This is a genomic window from Thermodesulfobacteriota bacterium (genome assembly GCA_034189135.1).
Classification (GTDB): Bacteria; Desulfobacterota; Desulfobacteria; order Desulfobacterales; family JAUWMJ01; genus JAUWMJ01.
On the sequence record JAXHVO010000017.1, the window covers coordinates 1 to 15,199 of the forward strand.

Genomic DNA, 15,199 nt, shown 5'->3' on the forward strand with positions numbered 1-15,199 from the left:
CTTTCACCGAATACCGGGCCAAAACTTTTCTCCTCTAGATCTTCAAACCACATGGAGCGGCCAATTTCGCCCCTCAGCCTTCTGACCTCCCTGATACCCATGGCGCCCATTAATTCGATCAACTGGGCATGCCAGGCTCCGATCAGGTTTACAATTCTTCGGGAGCCCCAGTTATCATCGAAATCTTCATCCAGTTTTACCGGACAGGACAATCCTTGTTTACATCGACCACACAAACGGCACTCTAAAGCCAACAAAAGGCTATAATCCACCACAACCGCATCGGTCCCGCAGATAATTGCTTTGGCCACATATTCAGCCATGGCGATTCCGCCGGAGAAAATCAGATTGATCTTTTGCCTGACTGAATGTTCAACCAGTTTAAGGTGAACTTCTCTAATCATATCTTTTAAAAACCTGGGATTTTCCGCATCAAGTTCGTAGCCGTTTTGGTTTGCATAAAAATAAAGTGTATCCACACCGGTTTCGGCCAGTTCAAGTGCTCTGGATGCTGCCAGGCCATCAAGAGGAATTTTGACAATAATAATTAAATCCGGCTTTATGGCCCGCAATCCGTCAAACACTTTCTCGATTCCGCTTTCATAAGTCAGTTCCACTGCCCTGCTGTTGTTAACCAGGTCGTGATACTCATTAAAATTGTCTTTGCTTAAGCAGGGAATTAGATTTTCAGAGTATGGTGCCAAATCAGCGGCATAATCCTGGGGCATTATAAACATCATGGTTTTCAGTGCCTTGGCCGCCTTTGCCGCAGAAATAATCACCCTCTCATTTTTCACCAGATCCTCAGGCAGCCTGAACAATAACGGAACCGGCAGCTCTAAGATTTCAGGTACATCAGAATCCAGGGTCATATCTTGATTGAATCTTAAAGGGGTAACTCTTCTGGACAGCTCAACACAGGTACTGATATACTCCCGTCCATGAATACCATCACGTGTCGGGCGCACGATCTCGGACATGTCCGTCCACATGGATTCAAATCCGGCTGCCACGAATGGGCCGCGATATCCGGCGCCTGAAACAGGGATTTTGCCTGTATGCGCCTGATACCAGTTGACGTAAATAATGTCCGCTCTCCAGTAGTCATCACCCAGTATGCGGTATTCCGGGTTGATAACCCGTGAAAAGATTCCCCGGGTACACTCCTGCACACATCTGAAACAGCTTTGGCATTCATACAGATATTCCGGCTCTTTCATGGAACTTATGTGAAAATAGTTATCTTTAAAAATTCCATAAACGCATTTTTTCTTGACACACTCTCGGCAACTGCCGGCACAGTCTTCGCGAAATTCAACGGTGGCATATTTCCCTATCGGCTCAAATCGCGGCGGGGTGATCTCTATGGGTATGTGATACTTCTCAGGCATTTAAACTCCAGATTCTTATGCTCTTATTCTTCAGCTTCAGGGCGCGGCATGAGGCCTGCGGCCTCTACAATCTCACCGACTTTCTCTTCCCATTCGATTGCCATAAGATGAATCCCATGCACACCTTTTATTTCACGCAGCTGGGAAATCGTCTCCAGGCATATTTTGATCCCTTCTTGGCCGGCGTTTTCTTTTGACACGGATGCCATCCGTTTGATAACCGATTCCGGCACATCCATGCCGGCGACCTTGTTGGCCATAAACCTGGCCATGGATTCAGATTTAAGCGGTGTGACACCGGCCAGGATGTGAACTTTCTCGGTCAACCCCTCCTCCCTCGCCAGCCGTATCCATTCTTTAAATCGATCCACATTATAAACACACTGGGTCTGGATAAAATCAACACCCGCGTCTATTTTTTTGGCCAGCCTGATTACTCGATATTCAAAAGGGTCGGCAAACGGATTTGCCGCGGCCCCGATAAACATGCGGGGTGGTATGTTTAGATCAAACCCGCTCATATCTTTTCCATCTTCGCGCATGTCTCTGACAGCACGGACAAGGTTCATCGAATCGATATCAAAAACATTCAACGCATCGGGCTGACTGCCAAAAGTCTGGTGATCCCCTGAAAGACAGAGAATATTTTTTATTCCCAAAGAAAAGGCTCCCATAATATCCGATTGCAAAGCAATCCTGTTCCGATCACGGGTGACCATTTGCATGACGGGTTCAATGCCCATATTTAAAAGGTGAACGCACGCCGCAATACTTGACATTCTGACAATCGCTGTTTGATTGTCGGTCACATTAACCGCATCGACACAGCCCTTTAGCAGCTCTGCTTTTCGCCGGACCACTTCCAAATCAGCTCCGCGAGGCGGCCCGCACTCAGCGGTCACCGCAAATTCCCCCTTTGACAAAACTTTCTGCAGATGACTCAATTTAATTTGATTCATATTACATGATCCTCTCTGACTAATTTTCTGGGCCCGCCCGCATGGCTGGTTCTCCAATTCTTGGGAGGAACATATTTCCTTAAGTTGTCAAGCTGCCCGAGAGCTCTTAATCGATCGATTATCTGTTGCCAGGCGCAATCAATATCAGGATTTACCTCGCATTTGCCATCTTTGGACCCTCCGCAGGGACCGTTTAACAGTTTTTTGGAACAGCGTGTCACCGGACAAATCCCGCCGAATATGGCCAGCTTGCAATCGCCACATCCAAGGCATTCCTCGGTAAAGGTACCCTGTTTTTCCAGAATTCCAATAAAAGTGGTGTTCACGCCCGGTAAAACAATCGTTTTGACAAAACGCCTTGCGATATCCTGTACGCCCGCACCGCAGGCCAGCGACAACACGGCATCGTTTCGGGCCACAGCCTCTGCGGCTTCCTGTATGAACTCATCTTCACACTGGCGCTCTATGGTCATTTCTTCAATTTTTATTTCTCTGCCGTCTTTTTTAAATGCCAGCCTCAAAGCCGAAGCAAGGACAGCCACTTCGTCTTCTCCGCCTGCAAAACAGGTTTTCACGCAGGTACCGCATCCCAGGATAAGTATTTTCTCATAGGGTGCGATGGATTCTTTTATTTCTGCAATCGGCTTTTGTTCGCCTACTATCATTATCACTATCCTTTCATGTAAAAATCATGCCGCCGGATTCGGGCCTAAACCTTTCAGTTTCCTCAATGTGTCTTTAATGATTTTAGCTGCTGCGCCTTTATCTTTCGGATTCAGGTTAAACATTGAAAGCCTTTCACCATTTAGCCCAATTTCATCCAACAGGCTCTTGGTCCGCTTAATTCTTTTTTTTGCCCGGATGTTTCCTTCAACAAACCGGCACTTTCCTTCAGGGCAAACCATCACAATGACGGCATCCGCTCCGGCTTCAAATGCCCGCAGTAGATAAACATCTTTGGTCATGCCGGAGCAAGGCATCTTAACGTATTTAATATCAACATGATCTATCTCATCAAAATGAGACAGCACTGATTCGCTGAAGCTGTTGATACAATGAAAAATGGTAATCTTTGGTTTAAATTCCATTTTTATCTATCATAGCACCTTTATCATACAAAAACAAAAAAAGCGTCTTCTTGTAATAGAAATATTGAAGACGCCTTTGTCTCTTTGCACCTGTTTTAGCTCGCACGCCATTGTGCGAAATCCTTATTATCTTGTTTAAAATCTTTTGTGCTTATATCTGAATTGTTCGTTTGTCAACCAAAAAATAATCAAAAAAATATAAAAATTCAACCCGATAAGTGATACTAATTTTGTTATCATTTTTTTAAATTTCGCTAAAATTTACCAAATAAAAATTAGTAGATACCGGATCATCCCCTCTGAGATTTTCCTTGATATCGAGTGGAGTGTATATTTTTAGGCTTATGACCGGCCATTAAGGCAACATTATTTTTTAAAATGCATGAGCCTGCGAGAATCACCATACGTAATCTTGACATGTGCTTGCCGTTCCTGTAATTTTATGGTTATCTCTGAACCATTTATGGAAATGCTTCACCATAAAAAAGGAATGGATGGTTTCAAAAACACTTAATATTAGCTCCGGTGTCATCCAGCTTGACCGCCTTCTCGGAGGTCTTTATATCGGAGATAACGTGATCTGGTATGACGATGCCGGAAGTCTCGCTACTGTTTTTTGTCTGAACTTCATGCAGGCCTCACAACTTCTGAAAAAACCACTTATTTATGTAAGTTTCGATCGTTCACCAAAAAACCTTATGGAAAAACTGGGAGTACTGGCTGATAATCGTCTGCTAACCATTCTGGACTGTTTTACTTATGGTAAAGGTTCCGGTTCTGAAATTTTTCTAAAATTTTATGAAAAGAGGAAATCTCCATATCCTTGCAGTGTTGTACCGGTTGAAGAACCTCGCAATGTTCATCATGTAATGGATGCCTTTTACGGCGCCCATGAAAACATGAAAGGTGATGTCCGCTTTATTTTCGAAAGCCTCACTGGAATGCAGGAGTTATGGGGCGGTGAAGACCACATCATCAATTTTTATTCCCACTCATGCCCCAGGCTGTACGAGTTAAACACTATTGCTTACTGGATTATTGAAAAACAGGCACACTCACAACGTCTCAGAGCGCATATTAATCAGATTGCCCAGGTTGCTATCGATCTCTCTGTCAAGAGGGGTAAAAACGCCTTAAAAATCCTTAAAGCGGAAAAACGGAATCTTGATACACATAATAAGGCATATTACTACTGGAGCAAAGATTTAAATATTGCCTTTGATTTTGAAACGCACGTTAAAAGCCGTGTAGATCTGGGAAGCCGTTTGAAAGAAATTCGCACCAGACAGGGTTTGTCCCAGACAGAACTGGCAAAACTGGTGGGTGTAACCCCCAGTAATATCTCCCAGGTTGAAAGTAACCTGATCTACCCATCTTTACCCGCACTTTTTAAAATGGCTGAGGTGCTTTCGGTTGAATTGAACTCCTTTTTTTCAAAATCAACAGGCTTGAAAAAGCCTGTGGTTTTTCCTGCCGCTGATGCGGCTGATGTAAAATTTCCTGACCTGCAGAAAAGCAATATTGCCGGAAAACTATTTACCCCCGGAAACTTTGAGCACAAAGCCGAACCTTATATTTTAGAAATCCCACCTGACCAGACACTTCTTTCTCATTTTTTTACACACAGAGGGGAAGAAGTCGGATATCTGTTGTCAGGAGTATTAGAACTCAAACTTGGAAAAACAGTTCATACCTTAAATACCGGGGATTTGGTGTATCTGACCAGCGAGACGCCTTCCCAGTGGAAAAACCCCGGAACGGACCCTGCCCGGTTGCTTTGGATCAAAGTCAAATAAAGCCAATCACTCCTTTTTAACCGTCATCATGGAGGGGTAAAACCGGCGAAGTCTATTAAAAACTTCGCCGTAAAAATAGTTCATACAGATATCGATAGATAGTTGATTGGCTCATAAATATAATCAGGCCGACTGTGTTTTGCTTTAAGCGTCAATGATTTCCAGTGCTTCTTCCCTGTATGCATCCATGATGTACGGGATACCTGTAATATTGGATGCTTCCTCGGTTAATGAGGCTAAATCTTTTCTGGTAATCAAATGGGGGCGCCACTTTCTGGCTCCGGCCATAAGCTGTTGAAGTCCCACTCGTATCTTCTCAGCTGAACTGTATATTCCGATTGCACCTAGAGGGATATTGTTGATCTCTTTTCCGTATATGTTTTTCAATTTTTCATAGCTTACAAAGATCTCTTCTTTTTTTGAACCATATTTTGATACCGTGGGTGGAAGTCCCCCATCCTCCCCTTTAAGCCATCTCCCGATGTTTTTGCCTACCATACCAGGAATCATTATGGCTCGTCCCATACACACCGCTTTACAATAGGGAGCCCCCAGCGCAAGAGCTTTAAAAATATGGTCTTCAGAGGAAAAACCGCCGGCAAAGGCGATATCCGGTACCCATGCCCCTTTTTTAGCAAGCCTTAGACACAGGTCATAGGCCATAGAATGAAGATAGATGGAAGGAATTCCCCACTCAGACATCATGCGCCATGGACTCATGCCGGTACCCCCCGGAGCACCGTCAATGGTCACCAGGCTGATTTTGGCATCCGAAGACCAGCGGATAGCCATGGCCAGTTCCCGCATCGGATAGGCACCTGTCTTAAGTGTGATACGTTTGGCACCCAGTTTGCGGACTCGATCAACCTCTGTCATAAATTCTTCCTGATCCAGAAATCCCACGCGGGAGTGTCTTTCAAATCTTCTAATCGCACCATCTTTAAACGCTTTCTGGTTTGATTTGCTTGAAGGATCGGGAGTGACAAGATAGCCTCTTTTTTGCAATTCCTGTGCTCTCTCAACAGAATCAACTTTTATCTCACCGCCTATACATTTTGCACCCTGACCCCATTTAAGCTCAATGGTTTCAACTCCCAGCTTGTCAATAACGTACTCTGCCACGCCAAGTCTGGTGTCCTCTACGTTCATCTGTACCATTATATCGCCGTATCCTTCATGATAACGGCGATATTTTTCAACCCTTCGTCGCATATCTGGTGCCTCTTTAACCTTGCCGTTTTTATCAAGCTCCAGTTTAGGATCGATACCGCAAACGTTTTCCCCGCAAACAAGACTGATTCCTGTTATTGCAGCACCAACGGCAAAGTGTTCCCAGTTTGCCCGAGCGATCTCAGTACTTCCTAAAGCGCCGGTAAACATAGGTATTTTCATCTTGACTTTTTCCGTTGCTCCATACCAGGCTTCGGTGGTTACTTCCGGAAATATGGCATGATCCGGGTGAGCCTCAATCCCTTCAGCGCCAATGGCGTACCCCATTATATTCAGATGGGAATAATCGACAGGATAGTCTTTATCTGTTCCGGCTGTAACCTCGCCAAAAGGGCTGGGATAAAGCAGTTCTCTGCCACGAAACGTTGATTTGAAAAGATCGCAATTTCCCCTGCATCCATCCACACACCGGCTGCAGATACCGGATTGAGGGGCAACACTTCTGGAGCGATTTTTTGTCTGCAATGCCTCGTTGGCGTTGGGTCTGTGCAAATTCATTTTTTCTCCTTTTTAAAAATGGTTTTTAAAAAACAAAAAGGCGCCTTCCCTTTAACGGGAAAAGACGCCTTTGTCTTAAAAATAAATTTTCCACACACCTTTGTGCAGAAATTAATTATTACTTTTTAAATATGTATTTTTATTAGCTGTACTAATTTTAATTGTCAAGCCTTTATTATTTGAAAAGGAAATAAATCTGTTGGCGTCGTAGAAAGCCCCATCTACTGCGCCTTTTTATCCCGCTGATTTTTAGCGGGGGTATATGGAACTTTCTACTTAACCATCAAAGATACTTTTTACAAAACCGTAAAAGTTGATGAATTCGTAAACAGCTAAGTCTTTGAATAAACGACGGATGACGAGATGCTTTGTAATACTTATTCGAGTTCTTCAGAAAGGAGTACAGCTTCAGCCACGGTTCTCATGGATTTACGAGTATCCATACTCCGCTTTCTGATCCACTGGTAAGCCTCCTCTCCGGTTTTTTTACGCTTACGCATCAGGATCTCTTTTGCACGCTCTACCATTTTACGGGTCTCCAGTTCTTCCTCAATCACCCTGGTCTTTACCATGAGTTCCGTGTTCATGATTGCCACAGCCGCCTGGTTGGCCACAGTCGTGATCAGGTTTACTTCTGTTTCTGGGAAAATATGAGGTTCTGCGGTAAAGCAATTGAGTACGCCAATCACTTTTTCATCACGTACCTGCAACGGCACACTGACCATTGATACCAGGCCAAGTTGTTTTGCCATCTCTTTTTCTTTAAATCTGGATTCTTTCAACACATCTTTGATAATAAGGGGCCGCTTATGCATAGCCACAAATCCCACCACCCCTTCATCCATGTTTAGGGATCGATCTTTCATGTATACAGGATCGATGGTTTGTGAGGCTTTTAGTCTGATTTTCAAAGGATCCGAATTTTCATCAATCAGCCACAGGGAGCATATTTCAACCCCTGTGACTTTGGCTAACACCATAACGATCAGCTTTAAGATATCTTCCAGGTAAAGATCCGAAGTAATCACCCGGCTGATATCCATGACCGCTTTAATATATTTATCATAGGTTTCAGGAATTATGTTTACCATGTTTACTGATACCGTCTTCTCAATTGCTTAAATGACTAGAAGCCTTCAGGTAGCCGCTATATTTGGGTTTTTATTTTATCAGGCCTGTATATCCCTGTCAATGACGGTAAAATCTTATCTTGATTTAAATGATAATCTTTGGTTATAAATGCTACTGTTTTATTAAGTCTGTTTATCATCATACATAATTTTCAGGAGTTGCAATTGGAAAAAACAACGGAAAATAGACTGTCTCTTCTCAGGCAATCCCTGGCTGAAAAGAAGTTTGATACTCTCATGGTTTTGATTGAGGAAAACCGTCATTATTTGAGTGGTTTTACCGGAGAAGACACCCAATTTGACGAATCAGCAGGGGCTCTTTTTATCACCGACTCCAAATTGATTCTTGCCACCGATTCACGTTACGAACTGCAGGCCAAAAATGAAGCCCCTCTTTTTAAGATTGTCTGCTATAAAGAAGGGCTGGCAAAAGAACTTCCCAATATAACAGATATGCTGGGCACCAAAAGACTCGGGTTTGAAAGTGTGCGCATGTCCTATATGCAATACAACAAAATGACCGAAGAACTAAACAAAGCCGGAATGCAGGTAGAGCTTGTCCCTGTGGAAGATATGGTAGAAAACCTGCGGTTGATCAAAGATGAAAGTGAAATCAATACATTAAAAAAAGCTCTTTTAGTGGCAGAGGCTGTGTTCAAGCATATCAAAAGCACCATTGAACTCGGCATGACGGAAAAGCAGCTCGCATGGTCGATGGAAAAAGAGATGCGCGAGGCAGGCGCCCAGTCACTGTCTTTTCCCACCATTGTCGCATCAGGGCCGAACAGCGCCCTTCCTCACGCCATCCCATCAGACAGGAAAATTAGATCCGGTGAACCGGTGCTTTTTGACTGGGGTGCAAAACTGGACGGTTACTGCAGCGATATTTCACGAACGGTCATTGTCGGTACCCCTGATGAAACATTTAAAAAGGTTTTTACCACCGTATCCGATGCACAAAAAATGGCCACAGATGCGGTCAAGCCCGGTATCAGCTCAAAAGCGGTGGATAAAATCGCGCGCGACCACATTGAAAAATGCGGGTTTAAAGGAAAGTTCGGCCACGGCCTGGGGCATGGTACCGGACTTGCGGTGCATGAACATCCGAGACTGAGCCCGTTAAAAGAGACGGCCCTTGAATCCGGCATGGTGTTTACTGTTGAACCCGGCATTTATATTCAAGACTGGGGCGGAATCAGGCTGGAAAATATGGTTGCGGTCAGAGACAGTGGTGTGGAGGTGCTGAATCAATTAGACCCCGCTGACTTTTTAATCGAGATATGACATATCATGTCTGAACTTGATACCCTTGCAGACCAGTATTTAAATTACCTATTGATCGAAAAGGGTCTGTCTGAAAAAACCTTGGAATCATACGGCAGTGATATGGCCAGGTATCTGTTATTTCTTGAGGAGCACAACATTATTGATATTTCAAAAACCGACACACCGCTTATTTTAAAACACTTGATTTCCATGAGAGATGCGGGCCTCGGGGCCAGATCGCGGGCACGGCATCTTGTCACCATCCGTGGATTTTACCGGTTTCTGGTACAGGAAAAACGACTAAAACATGATCCAACGCGACTGATCGATCTTCCTAAAAGCGGCCTCAAACTTCCGGACGTCCTGTCCGTAGAAGAGGTTAAACTTCTTTTGAGCACCCCGGATGCAAATACACCGGTCGGGTCCAGGGATGCAGCTATGATTGAACTTCTCTATGCAGCCGGTTTAAGAGTTTCTGAATTAATCAATCTTAAGCTCCAGGATATAAACCTGGAGGCCGGTTTCGTCCGGGTATTTGGTAAAGGATCAAAGGAAAGGGTGGTCCCCATTGGCCTTTTTGCCAAACAGAAAATCACTGACTACCTTAAAACAGCAAGACCTTTGATTTTAAAAAATCTCCCCAGCCGATACCTTTTTGTGGCCCGTGCAGGAAAGCCGATGACCCGTCAGGGTTTCTGGAAACTTATAAAACGCTATGCCTTAAAGGCAGGCTTTAATAAAAAAATCACTCCTCACAGCTTGCGTCATTCCTTTGCCAGCCATCTACTCGAAGGCGGCGCCGACTTAAGAGCGGTTCAGGTGATGCTGGGCCATGTTGACATTTCCACCACCCAGATATATACCCATGTCGCCCGTGAGCACCTGAAAACCATGCATGAAAAATTTCACCCTAGGGGATAGCTGCGCTAAAGGACCGCTTCGCTTAAAGAATAAGGTAGAAAAATTGGTTTTATTTGACTTGAAACTTGTTTTTGTTTAAAAAAATCAGCTATTGTTGCTATTTATTATTTTTATGAATTTATTTGTTTTATTTAGTTTATGAGCCTATGCCGTTAAAAAATAAAAAATCAATCGGATGGTGGTCAGAAAAGAGCATACTTCCTGAAATCGGTGATCATGCCATTAAAAGCGCCATTGCCGATGTGACACACCCGGTGTACCTTGTCAATAAAGATGATCGCCTTGCAGTAGCCAAAGGCGGGACAGCTGTAATCGGTGATGCAGCTGGATCTATGTTCTCCGGGAAGTCTTCGGCCTACCCCTTGTATGCTTATACGCCGCCACTGCTGCCTGAAAACCTGGGCGACCCTTATTTTAAAAACACATATCATCTTCGCTATGCCTATATTGCAGGAGCCATGGCAAACGGCATTACATCCGTTGAAATGGTCGAAGAAGCCGGACGCGGCGGAATGATCGGTTTTTTTGGAGCTGCCGGACTTTCCCTCGATGAAATAGAATCCGCCATTGTCCGCCTGAAGCAAACGCTGGCTGACTCCCCTTTTGGGTTTAACCTGATCCACAGCCCGAATGACCCTGAGCTTGAAGCTGCGGTAGTCGATTTGTATTTAAAACAATCAGTCCGGCTTGTGAGCGCATCCGCATATTTAGACTTGACCTTACCCCTGGTTTACTTTCGCATAAAGGGAATTCACCGCCACAGCAACGGAAACATCGTTTGTCCCCATAAAATTATTGCAAAAGTCTCCCGAATCGAAGTCGCCAAAAAATTCTTTTCACCACCGCCTGAAAGATTTATCGCCCAACTCATAGAACGAAAAATGATTACACCAGAGGAAGCCGCCCTGGCACAATCGGTCCCCATGGCCTGTGATTTGACTGCGGAAGCCGATTCAGGCGGTCATACCGATAACAGACCTGCCATTACCCTGCTTCCCACCATGCTCGCCCTGCGTAATGAAATGGCTGAAAAGTACAGTTATCAAAAACCGATTTGCGTTGGCCTTGCCGGGGGAATAGCCACCCCCGAATCGGCAGCTGCCGCATTTGCCATGGGTGCGGCTTATATCCTGACCGGATCTGTGAACCAGTCATGTGTGGAAGCCGGTACTTCTGATACTGTCCGCCAATTGCTGGCGGAAACTCGTCAAGCCGATGTCACCATGGCACCTGCTGCAGATATGTTTGAAGCCGGGGTAAAGGTGCAGGTACTCAAACGCGGAACCATGTTTCCTTTCCGTGCCGCAAAGCTGTATGACCTTTACTCCACTTATGATTCCCTTGACAGCATCCCGGAAAAAGAAAAACAAATCCTGGAAAAAGATTTTTTCCGCTCAAGTTTTCAGCAGACATGGCAACAGACGCAAACTTATTTTTCAACCATCGATCCCCAACAAATCATCCGGGCGGAAAAAGACCCGAAACATAAGATGGCCCTGGTGTTCCGTTCCTATCTCGGCCTTTCATCAAACTGGGCAAACTCAGGGGAGCCGTCTAGAAAAATAGACTATCAGATCTGGTGCGGCCCTGCCATGGGCGCTTTTAATCAGTGGGTAAAAGGATCATTTCTGGAAAAGATGCAAAACCGGAAAACCGTCACAATCGCCATGAATCTTCTGCTGGGCGCATGTGTGATCACCCGGGCAAACCTGCTAAAAAGCCAGGGTATCCCACTCGCTTCCGATATGGAAAAATTCTCACCCAGACCGCTTGAAGAAATTCTGGGCTCGTGAATTGGCGTAGATCTTAATGCAACATATTTTTGTAAACACTGAACGACGACCAGTATAACTGATGAACGTCCAACAACGAACTTCCAACGTCGAACATCGAAGCACCGTGTACCACCGGTTTTTCGAAGATACGCACACCGGTCATCAGTTCCCGATTTTTAAACCAAGTGTATCCTTTACTGCCTGACGTTCTGTATCGTCTGACTCAGATAAGACTTTCCTGCTGACTTGTTTTCGCAATCATGATGTATTTCGCTTCAACCTTTGACGCCTTAGGATCACTCCAACTCGTTTGGAGGTAATGCTGAAAACGGAGGTGCACCATGGAAATAAATCCAAACCTGGTGGGAACGCCACTTAAGAATTATCAAACCAAGATCAACTGGCAGGAAACCACCAATTATGCCGCGGCAATCCAAGACAATAATCCCAAATATTTTGATGACAGTCACGATGACCCGATTGCAGTGCATCCCATGTTTGCCGTATCGGTGACCTGGCCTATTTTAAGCCGGTTGGAAAAATTCATTGAATCCAAAGATTTTCCCCAAGAAATTTTGCTGACCCAGGTGCATTACAGTGAGCATCTTATTTTGCACCGCTTGATACACCCGAAAGATGAACTGTCCATAACCGGATCGTTAAAAGCCTTTTTACCGCATCGGGCAGGAACCCACACCATTGTCTGTCTTGATGCCAAAGACATGAATGGGACCCCTGTGTTCACTGAATATGTTGGCGCCATGTTACGGGGAGTATCCTGTGGAGAGGGAAAAAAAGCGGGTGAAGTACCTCCGGTTCCGGAAAATAAAACAGCAGCAGAAATTCTGTGGACATCCTCCATTCCTATTGATCCCTTACGTCCCTACGTATATGACGGATGCAGCAACATTGAATTCCCCATTCATACCTCGCCGAAGTTTGCCAAGGCGGTCGGCCTTCCGGGGATTATTTTACAGGGAACAGCCACCCTGGCATACGCGATTCGTGAACTGGTGAACAATGAAGCCGATAAAGACCCTGCCAGGATTGCAGAAATTGCATGCCGGTTTACCGGAATGGTCCTTCCCGGAACCGATATCAAAGTATGCTGTACCGGAAAGAAATCCCACCAAGATTTTACCGATGTTTTTTTTGAGGTGCTAAACAATGAACAAAAAAAGGCGATTCGTAGCGGATATGTAAAAATAATATGACTACTCATGTAGTCAGACTGAAGCTGTTTAGGCTGAAGGGGCCAGAAAGCTCGATTGCTGTACTTTGACAGAACTATCTGATTTTTAAACCAAACATGGCTTCAAAATACACTTTCTCCTAACAGTCTTCCTATTTCATCTACCTGAGTAGTTACAACATAAAAAAAGGGGGCCAAAATGAAAAATGAGCAAAGATTGCCGCTGGTTAATTCCTATATTGACAAATGGGCCAAGGAGCGGCCGGATTCTGTGGCCATGGTTCAACATGAAGACGGCAGGGAAATTACTTATAAGAAGTTTGCTTCATTAATCGATTTTTTTGCCCTCAAATTGCTTGACATGGGTATTCAAAAAGGAGACCGGGTAGCCACCCAACTGGTATTGCTCCCGGAGCATATGGCACTGATGTATGCCTGTTTCAAAATTGGAGCGATAATTGCCCCGTTGGATGTCCGCCTGAGTGAAAATGAGGTGGTACGCGACATCAACAAAATCGAAGCTAGTACCTTTTTCTTTCTAGGTGACACCCCGGTCCGTGATTTTAGAATGGTTGGCAAGGCGGTAAAAAAAGGGTGCCCGTCCGTCAAACACCTGATACAATTCACCGCAGATCCGCAACCCGGAGATGTTATACAAGGAGCAGTCAGCATTACGGATCTCATGAGCAAGATGCGCCTGGTGTGGTTAAAGCTGCGTGATATTTTCACCGGAAAGCTTAAAAAAACATACCAGCAGATGGATAAGAGAACCCCGGCATTGATCATTTATACCACCGGAACCACCGGAGAACCCAAACCGGCGGTGCTGTGCCATGAAAATATTATTGTTCAGAACCAGATATTGGAAAGGGGTATTGATTTTACCGGTGACCCGAAATATTTTTCCATTCTGGTGAACCTTCCCCCCAGCCATGTGGGATGTGTTACCGAAACATTTATGACCACCATGATGTTGGGAGGAAAAGCCGTTCTGCTAAGAATATTTGATACCAAAACCACCTTGGAAGCCATTGAACGCCATAAGGTCAAGGTGCTGGGTCAAATACCCACCATGTTTCGCATGCTCTGGAATTTTCCCCAATATGACAGTTATGATCTTTCCAGCCTTGATTTTGTTGCCTATGCCGGATCAGCCGTTGATACCACTTTTCTTAAAAAACTTTCCACCATGGCGCCAGGATTCGGAACCGGGATTGGAATGACGGAAAATGCCGGTTTTGCCACCTTTACACCTGCCGATATATCCCTGGAAGAGATGGCAGGCCAGGTGGGACGTGCCTTTGATGATCTGGCCAAGGTTTCCATTCGGAAGCCCATGAAAGAGGATGGATCTGCCGGAGAAGAACTTGCCGATGAAGAGATCGGAGAAATTTGCTACCATCCCCCCATTGTGTTTTTGGGATATTATAACCAGCCTGAGGAAACCAAAAAGGCCGTTTCCCAGGAAGGAATCCTTTATACCGGAGATTTGGGATATTTCAAACAAATGGACGGTTATAAAGCCCTATATCTTTCCGGCAGAAAGAAATTTGTGATCAAGCAAAAAGGGTACAATGTCTTCCCCGGAGAGGTTGAAGAGCATATTTCCCAAATGCAAGGGGTGGATGTGGTGGAGGCAATCGGTATGAAACATCAACTTTTCGACGAAGGAATTTTTGTTTTTGTCCGTCCTCGTGCAGGCATCAATCTGAGCAGCCAGGATGTGATGGAACACTGCAAGTCCATCGCCTCTTATAAAAGACCCCAGCATGTTGAAATATGGCCTGCGGATAAAGAACTGCCGCTGACCCGAAGCACAAAAGTAGATAAGCTCAAGTCATGACCTCCGGCCCAGCCGGAGGCTTGCATAAAGCCCTATAAGGGCATCGATACTGATAACCCCTTAAGGGGTATTATTGTGTTAAAATTACTGTTCTGCGACCAAATCCATTT

Annotated in this window: 12 protein-coding genes; 6 read left to right on the forward strand and 6 right to left on the reverse strand. The window is 44.9% G+C overall.

Going from position 1 to position 15,199, the window contains the following annotated elements:
• The 4 genes from SWH54_02020 to SWH54_02035 form a co-directional block, all read right to left on the reverse strand.
• The coding region (locus SWH54_02020) for a glutamate synthase-related protein (protein MDY6790022.1) at positions 1-1,391 on the reverse strand (1,391 nt) is incomplete at its 3' end.
• Positions 1,392-1,414: 23 nt separating this feature from the next.
• Positions 1,415-2,350: a methylenetetrahydrofolate reductase gene (locus SWH54_02025; protein ID MDY6790023.1), complete on the reverse strand. Its 936-nt coding sequence runs from the start codon at positions 2,348-2,350 to the stop codon at positions 1,415-1,417.
• Positions 2,347-3,015: a methylenetetrahydrofolate reductase C-terminal domain-containing protein gene (locus tag SWH54_02030; protein ID MDY6790024.1), complete on the reverse strand. Its 669-nt coding sequence runs from the start codon at positions 3,013-3,015 to the stop codon at positions 2,347-2,349. The genes SWH54_02025 and SWH54_02030 overlap by 4 nt, the downstream gene beginning before the upstream one ends.
• A 24-nt stretch (positions 3,016-3,039) precedes the next feature.
• Complete coding sequence (locus SWH54_02035) at positions 3,040-3,438, reverse strand: hydrogenase iron-sulfur subunit (GenBank protein ID MDY6790025.1); 399 nt, start codon at positions 3,436-3,438, stop codon at positions 3,040-3,042.
• 494 nt (positions 3,439-3,932) lie between these two features.
• Here SWH54_02035 and SWH54_02040 point away from each other — a divergent pair, with 494 nt between their 5' ends.
• The gene (locus tag SWH54_02040; protein MDY6790026.1) at positions 3,933-5,234 is read left to right on the forward strand and encodes a helix-turn-helix domain-containing protein; all 1,302 of its coding nucleotides are present in this window, start codon (positions 3,933-3,935) and stop codon (positions 5,232-5,234) included.
• Positions 5,235-5,378: 144 nt separating this feature from the next.
• Here SWH54_02040 and SWH54_02045 read toward each other — a convergent pair whose 3' ends face one another.
• Both SWH54_02045 and SWH54_02050 read right to left on the reverse strand, forming a co-directional pair.
• Positions 5,379-6,962: an FMN-binding glutamate synthase family protein gene (locus tag SWH54_02045; protein ID MDY6790027.1), complete on the reverse strand. Its 1,584-nt coding sequence runs from the start codon at positions 6,960-6,962 to the stop codon at positions 5,379-5,381.
• 377 nt (positions 6,963-7,339) lie between these two features.
• Entirely contained in the window at positions 7,340-8,053 is a 714-nt protein-coding gene (locus SWH54_02050) for a GAF and ANTAR domain-containing protein (protein ID MDY6790028.1), read from the reverse strand.
• 204 nt (positions 8,054-8,257) lie between these two features.
• Between SWH54_02050 and SWH54_02055 the strand changes: the two genes are divergently transcribed.
• The 5 genes from SWH54_02055 to SWH54_02075 all read left to right on the forward strand — a co-directional run bounded on the left by SWH54_02055 (position 8,258) and on the right by SWH54_02075 (position 15,089).
• Positions 8,258-9,376: a Xaa-Pro peptidase family protein gene (locus SWH54_02055; protein MDY6790029.1), complete on the forward strand. Its 1,119-nt coding sequence runs from the start codon at positions 8,258-8,260 to the stop codon at positions 9,374-9,376.
• Between the two features lie 6 nt (positions 9,377-9,382).
• Entirely contained in the window at positions 9,383-10,279 is an 897-nt protein-coding gene (gene xerD / locus SWH54_02060; GenBank protein MDY6790030.1) for a site-specific tyrosine recombinase XerD, read from the forward strand.
• Between the two features lie 146 nt (positions 10,280-10,425).
• The gene (locus tag SWH54_02065; GenBank protein MDY6790031.1) at positions 10,426-12,072 is read left to right on the forward strand and encodes a PfaD family polyunsaturated fatty acid/polyketide biosynthesis protein; all 1,647 of its coding nucleotides are present in this window, start codon (positions 10,426-10,428) and stop codon (positions 12,070-12,072) included.
• A 323-nt stretch (positions 12,073-12,395) separates the two neighbouring features.
• On the forward strand, positions 12,396-13,268 hold the full coding sequence (locus tag SWH54_02070) for a MaoC/PaaZ C-terminal domain-containing protein (GenBank protein ID MDY6790032.1): 873 nt from the start codon (positions 12,396-12,398) through the stop codon (positions 13,266-13,268).
• A 177-nt stretch (positions 13,269-13,445) separates the two neighbouring features.
• Entirely contained in the window at positions 13,446-15,089 is a 1,644-nt protein-coding gene (locus SWH54_02075) for a class I adenylate-forming enzyme family protein (protein ID MDY6790033.1), read from the forward strand.
• Positions 15,090-15,199: the final 110 nt, after the last annotated feature.

What these genes read in the sequence shown, in the direction of transcription:
- SWH54_02040 (MDY6790026.1), top strand. Translation starts at nt 3,933, where the DNA reads ATGGTTTCAAAAACACTTAATATTAGCTCCGGTGTCATCCAGCTTGAC.
- SWH54_02025 (MDY6790023.1), bottom strand. Translation starts at nt 2,350, where the DNA reads ATGAATCAAATTAAATTGAGTCATCTGCAGAAAGTTTTGTCAAAGGGG.
- SWH54_02035 (MDY6790025.1), bottom strand. Translation starts at nt 3,438, where the DNA reads ATGGAATTTAAACCAAAGATTACCATTTTTCATTGTATCAACAGCTTC.
- SWH54_02070 (MDY6790032.1), top strand. Translation starts at nt 12,396, where the DNA reads ATGGAAATAAATCCAAACCTGGTGGGAACGCCACTTAAGAATTATCAA.
- SWH54_02065 (MDY6790031.1), top strand. Translation starts at nt 10,426, where the DNA reads ATGCCGTTAAAAAATAAAAAATCAATCGGATGGTGGTCAGAAAAGAGC.
- SWH54_02075 (MDY6790033.1), top strand. Translation starts at nt 13,446, where the DNA reads ATGAAAAATGAGCAAAGATTGCCGCTGGTTAATTCCTATATTGACAAA.
- SWH54_02050 (MDY6790028.1), bottom strand. Translation starts at nt 8,053, where the DNA reads ATGGTAAACATAATTCCTGAAACCTATGATAAATATATTAAAGCGGTC.
- SWH54_02045 (MDY6790027.1), bottom strand. Translation starts at nt 6,962, where the DNA reads ATGAATTTGCACAGACCCAACGCCAACGAGGCATTGCAGACAAAAAAT.
- SWH54_02030 (MDY6790024.1), bottom strand. Translation starts at nt 3,015, where the DNA reads ATGATAGTAGGCGAACAAAAGCCGATTGCAGAAATAAAAGAATCCATC.
- xerD (MDY6790030.1), top strand. Translation starts at nt 9,383, where the DNA reads ATGTCTGAACTTGATACCCTTGCAGACCAGTATTTAAATTACCTATTG.